This is a genomic window from Peribacillus sp. SIMBA_075 (genome assembly GCF_046534585.1).
Map to the genome: position 1 here is coordinate 1 of NZ_JAWRYN010000795.1, position 265 is coordinate 265.

Annotated in this window: 1 protein-coding gene; it reads left to right on the forward strand. The window is 47.2% G+C overall.

The window, feature by feature from the left end:
• On the forward strand, nt 1-265 hold a 265-nt coding region (locus SB775_RS30395; RefSeq protein WP_410864979.1), incomplete at both ends, for a glycoside hydrolase family 88 protein.

Below are 265 nucleotides of genomic sequence, written 5' to 3' on the forward strand. Positions count from 1 at the left end.
GGGGAATGAGGCGTATTTCGATTATGTGAAAAATTATGCGGACTCACTCATTGATGAGTACGGAAATCTGTTATTTCGCAGGGATGAGCTTGATGCGATCCAGGCAGGACTCATTTTATTCCCCCTTTACGAAAGAACGGGAGAGAAGCGGTATATGCTTGCAGCGGAGAAGCTGCGCGGACTTTATCGTACGCTCAATCGCACGTCTGAGGGCGGATTTTGGCATAAGGACAATTATGCTTATCAAATGTGGCTGGATGGTCTC